Source organism: Lysobacter sp. GX 14042 (assembly GCF_021390425.1).
GTDB lineage: Bacteria > Pseudomonadota > Gammaproteobacteria > Xanthomonadales > Xanthomonadaceae > Novilysobacter.
Window position 1 is genome coordinate 604,371 of sequence record NZ_JAJUWY010000002.1, and the last position, 9,758, is coordinate 614,128.

The 9,758-nt window shown below is 64.8% G+C and carries 7 protein-coding genes; 5 read left to right on the forward strand and 2 right to left on the reverse strand.

What is annotated here, in order from left to right:
- Positions 1-65: 65 nt before the first annotated feature.
- The 3 genes from LY625_RS06195 (at position 66) to cfa (ending at position 4,871) form a co-directional block, all read left to right on the forward strand.
- A complete protein-coding gene (locus tag LY625_RS06195; RefSeq protein WP_233738312.1) occupies positions 66-953 on the forward strand; it encodes a hypothetical protein in 888 nt (295 codons plus the stop codon).
- Positions 953-3,556 carry a glycerol-3-phosphate 1-O-acyltransferase PlsB gene (gene plsB, locus LY625_RS06200; protein ID WP_233738313.1) on the forward strand — a complete coding sequence of 868 codons (2,604 nt, stop codon included), beginning with the start codon at positions 953-955 and terminating at the stop codon, positions 3,554-3,556. Before LY625_RS06195 ends, plsB begins: the two co-directional genes overlap by 1 nt.
- A 106-nt stretch (positions 3,557-3,662) precedes the next feature.
- Entirely contained in the window at positions 3,663-4,871 is a 1,209-nt protein-coding gene (cfa, locus tag LY625_RS06205; protein WP_233738314.1) for a cyclopropane fatty acyl phospholipid synthase, read from the forward strand.
- 75 nt (positions 4,872-4,946) lie between these two features.
- Here the strand turns inward: cfa and LY625_RS06210 are convergent, their stop codons facing one another.
- Together LY625_RS06210 and LY625_RS06215 are read right to left on the reverse strand one after the other, a co-directional pair.
- A complete protein-coding gene (locus LY625_RS06210; protein ID WP_233738315.1) occupies positions 4,947-5,243 on the reverse strand; it encodes a hypothetical protein in 297 nt (98 codons plus the stop codon).
- A gap of 390 nt (positions 5,244-5,633) precedes the next feature.
- Complete coding sequence (locus LY625_RS06215; protein ID WP_233738316.1) at positions 5,634-6,650, reverse strand: integron integrase; 1,017 nt, start codon at positions 6,648-6,650, stop codon at positions 5,634-5,636.
- A gap of 1,028 nt (positions 6,651-7,678) precedes the next feature.
- Here LY625_RS06215 and LY625_RS06220 point away from each other — a divergent pair.
- Both LY625_RS06220 and LY625_RS06225 read left to right on the forward strand, forming a co-directional pair.
- Positions 7,679-8,173, forward strand: coding sequence for a hypothetical protein (locus LY625_RS06220; protein WP_233738317.1), 495 nt, complete (start codon positions 7,679-7,681; stop codon positions 8,171-8,173).
- 842 nt (positions 8,174-9,015) lie between these two features.
- Positions 9,016-9,417, forward strand: a complete 402-nt coding sequence (locus tag LY625_RS06225) for a hypothetical protein (RefSeq protein ID WP_096009710.1) — start codon at positions 9,016-9,018, stop codon at positions 9,415-9,417.
- The last annotated feature ends 341 nt before the right edge of the window (positions 9,418-9,758 follow it).

A 9,758-nucleotide genomic window follows, 5' to 3' on the forward strand; every position in this document is an offset into this window, starting at 1 on the left:
GGCCGGTTTCAAGGAGGCCTCCAGGCCTCCTTTTTTCTTTTCCGTCAGGAGAAAGCCGGCAACGCATGTCCCTGGCTCCGCTACGCCACCTCGCGCCGCTGCTGCTCGCCGCCGCCTTCGCGCTGGTGCTGGCGTCCTGCCGGAACGCCGAGTCCCCGGCCATCGAGACCGCCGGCACGCCGGTCGAGGCGGTCACCCGGCTGGTCGACGACCTGCGGCGCAACGATCCGGCCGCCTATGCGCGCCACTCGGTGCCGCCCGCGCTGCACCGCCAGGCCGCCGAGGCCTGGGCCGCCGGCACCAGCACCTGGCCGCTGAGTGCACTGCCGCTGGACGAGCACCTGCCGGCACTGCTCGCCACCCTCGCCGCGCCACAGTCGGAAAAGACCCTGCTGGCCGGCTACAACCGGCAGTTCGCCGGGGCCCACCGCGAACTGCGCACCGCGGCCGCCACCCTGGGCCTGTTCGCCACCCAGTACGTCGCCTCCGCCGAGGACTACAGCGTCGAACAACGCAGCCATTACACCCAAATGGTGACGGCGCTGGCCGACTGGGGCCGCAGTGCGCCGCTGGGTGACCCGGCGCTGGCGCGCGAGGCCCTGCCGCAGCTGGTGGGCGCCGCCCGGACCACCGGCCTGGCCGCTCCCGACGCCCTGCGCCGCACCGGCATGGAGCGCAGCCTGGAGCGGCTGGGGCCGCTCATGGGCCGCTTCAAGCAGGTCCTGGAGCTGTACGGGCTGGACGCGGATGCCGCCCTGGACAGCGTGCGGTTGCAACTGGTGGAGCAGACCGGCGAGCGTGCGAAGGTCGGTCTGGAGTACGAACTGGGCGGCCACACGGTACGGGCGGTGCTGCTGATGGAGCGTCGCGAAGGACAGTGGTACCCCGCGCGCACCCTGGAGCGGCTGGAGGCCGCACTGGGCACGGCGGCGCCACCGCCGCAGCCGGCATAATGCGGCCGATGGCCGACCAGAACGACCTGCCCTTCCCCCCGCCCGACCGCGACCCCGCGCCGCCCGCGGCCGCGCGCCGCCCCGGACAGCGCCGGCCGTGGTGGGCGCGACTGCTCGGCCGCGTGCTCGCGCCGTGGATCTCGCTGAGCATCGAGCCCCCCGACGTGGCCGCCCACCTGGACGAGATCGGTGATCGCGAGGTCTGCTACGTCCTCGAGGACTACGGGCTGTCGAACATCCTGATCCTGGACCGCGCCTGCCACGAGGCCGGGCTGCCAGCGCCGCTACAGCCGCTGCCTGGCGATCTGCTGGGCCGCCGCGGCTACCTGGCGCTGTCGCGCCGCAACGTCAGCACCCTGGGCCCGCTGCAGCAGCCGCTGGGCCGCCCGGCGGTATCGAAGACCCATTCCGCCTCGCTGGCCACCCTGCTCGAGGCCCACCGCGCCGACCCGCGTCTGGACGTGCAACTGGTGCCGGTGTCGATCTTCGTCGGCCGCGCGCCGGACAAGAACAGCAGCTGGTTCAGCGTGCTGTTCTCGGAGAACTGGGCACTGGTCGGCCGCTTCCGCCGGCTGCTGGCGATCGCCCTCAACGGGCGCGACACCACCGTGCGCTTCGCCCAGCCGATCAGCCTGCGCCAGGTACTGGCCGAGGAGCTGCCGCCCGAGCGCACGGTGCGCAAGATCTCCCGCGTGCTGCGTGCGCACTTCCGCCGCATCCGCGCGGCGGTGATCGGCCCGGACCTGTCCACCCGCCGGCTGCTGATCGACCGGGTGCTGGCCGTGCCGGCGGTGAAGGACGCCATCGCCGACCAGGCCCGGCGCGACAACTCCAGCCTGGAAGACGCCTGGAAGAAGGCCTACGGCTACGCCTACGAGATCGCCGCCGACTACTCGCACCCGGTGGTGCGCTCGGCCAGCTTCCTGCTGACCTTCGTCTGGAACCGGATCTACCGCGGGGTGCTGGTCCACCACCTCGACAAGCTCAAGCAGGCCGCGCCCGGGCACGAGGTGGTCTACGTGCCCAGCCACCGCAGCCACATGGATTACCTGCTGCTGAGCTACCTGCTGTACACCCGCGGCATCGTTCCGCCGCACATCGTGGCCGGCATCAACCTCAACCTGCCGGTGATCGGCACCCTGCTGCGCAAAGGCGGAGCGTTCTTCATCCGCCGCAGCATCCGCGGCAGCGCGCTGTACTCGGCGGTGCTGGGCGAGTACGTGGCGCAACTGGTAGCCGGTGGCTACTCGATCGAGTACTTCGTCGAAGGCGGGCGCTCGCGCACCGGCCGGCTGCTGCCGCCCAAGGGCGGGATGATCGCCATGACCGTGCGGGCCTACCTGCGCCAGCCGACCCGCCCGGTGCTGTTCCAGCCGGTCTACATCGGCTACGAGAAGCTGATGGAAGGCGACAGCTACCTGGACGAGCTGTCCGGCAAGCCCAAGGAAAAGGAATCGATCTGGCAGCTGCTCAGCTCGATACCGAAGGTCCTGCGCTCCAACTACGGCCAGGTGGTGGTGAATTTCGGCGAACCGATCCGCCTGGGCGAGGTGCTGGCCGCGCGCGCTCCCGAATGGGACGGGCGGCCGCTGTCCGACGATGAGCGCCCGTCCTGGCTGTCGGGGACGGTGGAGGAACTGGCCGGGCAGATCCAGGTCAACATCAACCGCGCCGCCGACGTGAACCCGGTCAACCTGCTGGCGCTGGCCCTGCTGTCCACGCCCAAGCACGCCATGAGCGTGGCCGACCTCACCGCGCAGATCACCCTGTCCAAGACCCTGCTGGCCGAGCTGCCGTACTCCGACCGGGTCACCGTGACCCCGCATACGCCCGGGCAGATCATCGCCCACGGCGAGGAGATCGGCATGCTCACCCGCACGGTCCACCCACTGGGCGACGTACTGCACGTGGGCGGCGACACCGCGGTGCTGCTGAGCTATTACCGCAACAACGTCCTGCACCTGTTCACCGCCGCCGGCTGGGTGGCCTGCTGCTTCCAGCACAACCGCCGCATGTCGGTGGACACCGTGCGGCGGCTGGGCCGGACGGTGTACCCGTTCCTGCGCAAGGAGCTGTTCATCCGTTGGAACGCGGAGGAGTTCGAGCAGCGGCTGGACGCGACCATCGACATCTTCGTGCGCGAGGGCCTGCTCGACCGCAATGCCGACGACCCCTCCGTGCTCACCCGCGCCGCCGGCCAGTCCGACGAGGTGTTCCGCCTGCGCGCGATCGGCCACTCGCTGCAACAGGCCTTCGAGCGCTACTACATCACCGTTTCGGTGCTGGTGAAGAACGGCAGCGGCACCCTGTCCAGCGGCCAGCTGGAAAGCCTGTGCCAGCTCGCCGCCCAGCGCCTGAGCCTGCTCTACGCCCCGGCCGCCCCGGAGTTCTTCGACAAGACCCTGTTCCGCGGCTTCATCCAGAAGCTGCGCGAACTGGGCCTGGTGAAACTGGACGAGAACGGCAAGCTGGCCTTCGACCGCGAGCTGGAAGGCTGGGCCCGCGACGCCAAGTTCATCCTCGGCCGCGAGCTGCGCCACAGCATCGAGAAGGTCAGCCCCGAGGCCGCGCGGCCGGATGACGAGGCGATGCCGGAGGATTGAGCGGACCTGCAACCTTCCGCGGGCAGCGCTAGGATGGAGCGGCGGCGGAGCAGTCGCGGGACCGCCGCGGCCCGCACATGCCGCGACCCAGCTGGAGGGAACGCGCATGACACCGCCGCAATCCACTACGGCCCTGCCCCGGCAGGGCGCTCCACCCTCCGGCGAAGAGCGCCCGCCGCTGCCGCTGGACACCGCGCCGCAGCGCCTCGCGGCCGAACTGCTCGAGCGCGCCGGCATCCGCATCAACGGCGACCGCCCCTGGGACCTGCGCCTGCACGACCCGCAGGCGCTCGACCGCGCGATCGCCGAAGGCAACCTCGGCCTGGGCGAGTCCTACATGGCCGGCGCCTGGGATTGCGACCGGCTGGACCTGTTCTTCGACCGCCTGCTGCGCGCCCACGTCGACCGCGAAGTCCAGCCCGCCCGCCTGGCCTGGCTGTCCCTGCAGGCCCGCCTGGTCAACCGCCAGAACCGCAGCCGCGCCTGGGAGGTCGGCCGCGCCCACTACGACCTGGGCAACGACTTCTACCAGGCCATGCTCGACCCGTGGATGGCCTACTCCTGCGGCTACTGGAAGGACGCCGACAACCTCGCCGCCGCCCAGGAAGCCAAGCTCGAACTGATCTGCCGCAAGCTCGGCCTGCAGCCGGGCATGCGGGTGCTGGACATCGGCTGCGGCTGGGGCAGCTTCATGGGCTACGCCGCGAAGCACCATGGCATCGAGGCCATCGGGGTCACCATTTCGAAGCAGCAGGCGACCTACGCCACGGACCGCTTCAGGGACCTGCCGCTGGAGTTCCGGCTGCAGGACTACCGCGAACTGGAACCGTCCAACCTTGGCGGCAAGGTGGACCGCATCGTCAGCGTGGGCATGTTTGAGCACGTGGGTGGGCGCAACCACCGCGAGTACATGCAGGTGGCCCGCCGCTGCCTGGCCGACGACGGGCTGTTCCTGCTGCACACCATCGGGAAACTGCAGCGCAGCGCGGTCACCGACCGCTTCACCGACAAGCACATCTTCCCGAACGGCGAACTCCCCACCATCGGCCAGGTGGGCGAAGCGAGCGCCGGCCTGTTCGTCGTCGAGGACCTGCACAACTTCGGCGCCGACTACGACCCCACCCTGATGGCCTGGAACAGCAACTTCGAGGCCGCATGGCCGCGGTTTGCCGAACGGTTGGGTGAGACCTTCCGGCGGAAGTGGCGGTATTACCTGCTGTCGTGCGCGGGCGCGTTCCGGGCCAGGAACATCCAGCTTTGGCAGTGGGTGTTGTCGCCAGAGGGAGTCGACGGCGGATATCGGCGAATCAGTTGAACCGTCTGGTTGGCCAGACGTCCCGGCCAACGTGGCAGAAGATACCTGCCACGCTGACCGCCCCGGCAATCGCGCTCAATCGACCCGGATCCATTCCCCCGCGTGGATCTGGGTACCGGGGATCACAGTGTTGCCCATGTCCGACCAGACCATCACGACTGGCAGGACCTTGGGGCTGCCGCCGGTCACCACGACTTCGTAACTGTGGCCCACCTGGAAGATGGTCGGAACGGAGTTCGCGTTGTGCGTCGTATGACCCGGTGCCAGCGTGACGGTGACGGGACCAGGCGCCACCACCTCCTTCTCCCGCCCGATCCACGTCTCATACACGGTCACGGTGACGGTTTGTGGCGTCGTGTCATTGTTGAGCAACTACCAATCAACGGAGCGCGCATTCGCTGGCAGCGAGAAGATCCCCGACGACAAGGTGACCGTACCGGGCGTAAGTCGAGCCTCCATCGCCCGGAGCCGATCCAGGATACGCAGCAGCAAGTACTGGGTGTCCGGGTCCGGCGCCGGAGCCAATACCGGGGGACGGCTTGGTACTGCGCGCTGCGAGGATCCGGCAGGGGCGGCACCGGCATCGCCGGCTGCCAACAGGGCCGGAACGGTAAAAGGACAGGGCCAGCGCGATGCCGATGGCACCGTTGCGGAATGAATGAAGCTGCATGGATATCTCCTCGAGGTGTGCTCCGGACCTGCTGGTCCAGACGCATCAACCACGAGAAAGATCGAACCCAACTGCCAGAGGGGTGGCTTGGCTCATTCCCGGTCCAGCGGACTGAGGACCGCGCCCGCGCCGCGCCCCAGCACATGCGTATAGATCTGCGTGGTAGCGACGTCCTTATGGCCCAGCAGCTCCTGAACCGTGCGGATGTCGTGGCCGGCTTCGAGCAGGTGGGTGGCAAAGGAATGGCGCAGGGTGTGGCAGGTGGCGGGCTTGGTGATACCTGCCTGGAAGCGGGCAGCCTTTACCGCCCGCTGCAGGCCTCCCTCGTCCAGATGGTGGCGCCCCGTGAGGCCAGTGCGCGGATTGCGTGACCTGCCCCTGGCGGGGAATACATACTGCCAGCCCAACTCGCGCCCTGCGTTCGGATACTTGCGCGCAAGCGCGTGGGGCAGGTGGACCTCCCCGTGGCCTGCCGCAAGATCTTCCGCGTGGATCACCTCGACCCTGGCGATTTGCGCCCGCAACAACTCCTCAAGCTTGCGGGGCAGCGGGACCCTCCGATCCTTGCCACCCTTGCCGTTGCGCACGCAGATTTCATTCCTGCCGAAGTCCACGTCCTTGACCCTCAGCCGGGCGCATTCCATCAGGCGCATGCCGGTGCCGTAAAGGAGGGACTCCATCAACCCGTAGCGCCCCTCCATCAGCGCAAGCAAACGCGTGACCTCTTCGCGCGTCAGCACCACCGGGATGCGCTGGGGGCGCTTGGCGCGAACGACCTCGTCCATCCAGGGCAACTCGATGCCGAGCACCTGGCGGTAGAGGAACAAGAGCGCCGACAACGCCTGGTTCTGCGTGCTGGCAGCGACGTTCCCCTTCACCGCAAGCATGGAGAGAAAGGCCTCGACTTCCCTGGGCCCCATGTCCCGCGGATGCCGCTTGCCGTTGGCCACGATGAACCTACGGATCCACTGCAGGTAGGCGCGCTCGGTGCGGATGCTGTAGTGGCGCACGCGCAGTGCGGCACGGACCTGGTCCAGCAGCCGCGGAGCCCCTTGGCCGGCTGCAGCCGCTGGACTTGATATCACCCCACTTTTCCGGTGATAAGACATAGCACCCAAAATTCGCCACAATTGCCTGCAGGGTGGCAGCCAGCCCGGGGGAGCGGGAGCAGGCAAGTCACTGATCTGGGGTAGGTTTTTTCTGTTTTGCAGGCAGCCCGGCCGCTGTGCATCCCGGCGCTATCATGGATTTTTCGTATCTACTTAGTGTTAGGCGGCAGTGGTTTCTGTAAGTTGGCTACTGCGCCGGGTCGTTGCGTTTTGCCGCCTCGGCAACATTGCAGATCGCGTGCGCGGTGGGTTCGCCGGCTGCGGCAGTTACAGTGGCCTCGTCGCTCGGGGCGCTCGCAACTCTGCCTGTTTTGCTTCGGCAGCAACGTCGTAGCGACCCGGCCGTCGCCGACTTCGGATCGGCCAAACGTCGCAGGGACTTGCGCTTGGGGTTCGCCGGCTTTCGGATCGTCACTCGGCCACGGCGTCGCGGCGGCAAGGTCATCGCGGTCTGCTACATTTGCCTCCTAACTAGTCATTCAAGCCGAACCCGCTTCGTGACTTCGGCAACATCACCGCACCGGCAAGCGCGTCGTTCTACCGTTCTTCGCGTTGCGGGTCGGCTTAATTCCGGTGTTAGGCCCATCCACCAACAAGGACTGTTGTGAACGACCATCAAGACCCTTCAATCTTCGCACCCGCGTTTTGGATGCTTGGGATTCTCGCAGTGGTGCTAGGAGCTGTGCCCCTCTCCTACTTTCTTACGCGGGATATGTCTAGCTTCGAAGGCGGACGCGGATACGCTCTAGTCTCACTCACTCCGCTCATCGGCCTCGCTCTGCTAATTTCTGTGATTACGCTATTTTTTTGCATCAGGCACAGCCAAAATCTTCACAAGCCAGTTCTACTAGGCCTTCTTACCTTTAATCTGCTTGCGGGCCTCTCGTACCCGTTCCTCGAGGGACTATGAGAGGCCTAACAATTCGTTCAAGCCGAATCCGCTTCGTTCCGCAAAGCACATGGCAGGTGCAGCTTGCCATGTGCTTTGCTCCACTGCGCGTCTCGGCTTAACTTGGGTGTTATACGTGATGGACGCAATCCGGTGGCTGGAACAAAAAGCTATGGGCTTTAGCGCCCTGACAGAGCCGGAGCGTGCCGCTCCAATGCACTTCTCACTGTTGTGGAGCTACTTCGAGGCAGAGGCATTACACGCAAACGGCTCGTCCAATGCAGTTGCCGCATGGATCCGCGACCTCAATGCTCAGGGCAGGCTCAACTCATCCGCCTTTTCCACAGCACTGGACTACATCAAGAATCGTTACTACTCCCAGGGCAATTTCACGCACCACTTCCACAGCCTCAACCTTCGGCCAAATGACAGCCCTGATCTAGTCAAGGCCGTGCTATCTGGCGCCAACCCTGGTCCTGTGGATTCGGTGGTTGCCTTGTTCATTGTCATCTACCGCTTTCGTAACAACTATTTTCATGGCCCCAAGTGGGCATATCACCTGCAAGATCAGCTCAACAACTTCAACGTGGCCAACGATTCGCTCATGATCGCAATGGACATGTGGCGGCCTTGACGGTCACGTATAACAATTCGTTCAAGCCGAAGCCGCTTCGCGGCTCGGCTTAACTCAAGCGTTAGGCCGCAATCGCGAGTGGCATAGAGGCTTTGAATGGTCTGGATTCTAGTGGCTGCACTCATCGCACTGACTCATCTTGTCGCGATAGTCCTGGGCCGGCTCACCCGAGACTGGCTTCAGCGCGTTGCGTTCAGTTCGGGCCTTGTGGGTCTGTTTAGCTTCCCCGCCGTGCTCTACTTTGCGGTCAAGAGCTTCTGTATCGCTGGAGCGTGTCGAGGCGTCGACAGTACAGGGCTGGGCCTCGCGCTTGCGGCGTTTGGCCTGCTCGCAGTGACTTCTCTAATCTCGTCGGCAGTGCTTCTGGTGCGTCGGTCGCGCGCCTAACGATTCATTCAAGCCGATGCCGCTTCGCGGCACGGCTTAACTCTGGTGTTAGGCCCTTATGTCTGATCACGAGCAGCTCGTAGTCGCACCATCCGAGCAACTCGGCGCAATCTCACGCCGGGGGCTCGTGAAGACCTTGCTCAAGTGCGCGCTGTGGTTTGGCCTCGCCTGGGTAGCAACGTGGCTTTATCCAGGCATCGTCTGGCCGTGGTATGTAGCTTGGACATTCGTTGCAATTGGCTTGGCTTTTTCCTTGGTCGTTCTGCTGGTGGCATCTCGTAGCCGCTATGCAGAGCTCCAGAACTAGCAGGGAAACCATGGTCGCGGAAGGGCCTAACAATGCGTTCAAGCCGACACCGCTTCGTTACGCAAAGCACATGGCAGGAAGAGCTTGCCATGTGCTTTGCTCCACTGCGCGGCGCGGCTTAACTTAGGTGTTAGGCCTGCAATCAGCAATGCGCATAGCCATCACGATCTACGCCTCACTTTTTCTTCTCCTTTATCTCTACGGGCTGGTTCTGCGTGTCCGCTCTATCCGATCAGATCTAGAGTTTCGTGGCCCAAGGAAGACCTATGGTGGCCTGGCGCTTGCGCTCGCCAGCGGCCTTATGTTCGTAGCGTGCTATGGCTACATCGTTCAGCGCCCCATTCTTCATCCATGGTTCTGGGCAGTTTTCTTCGTGGTAAGTGTTGGCAGCTTGCTTTGGTCGGGGCGCTTCATCTCTTCACTTCAGGCTGAGCACGGTAAAAGAGCTGGGCTTGCTGCCTATTTGGTCAACACAGCTCTTGTGTTGCCCATTGATCTGACGGTATTCCTCTATGCGTTCCGTTCCGCACAGATCTGGCAGCAGGCCTAACAAGTCATTCAAGCCGAACCCGCTTCGCGGGTCGGCTTAATTCCGGCGTTAGGCCTTGTTCTCGACTCGCCGCTACCTACTTCTGACTTCGGGCAAGAAGATGCTCTGGCTCGGAGTCATCGTCTTCGGGCTAATGGCACTGATCGGGTATCAGATACTCGATAGCCACGGACAGACGCAGGATCGTATTTCAGGTGTCGTCCGATATGCGGGTTACGTGGACGGATACGCGTTTCGTGGAGAATCTCCACAGGCTATTTCAGTAAGCCTTGCGACAGGGGAGTTCGTGCGCATTAGAGTTCCAAGAGAGTGTGGACTCTTACAGGAAGGAAACGTCGTGG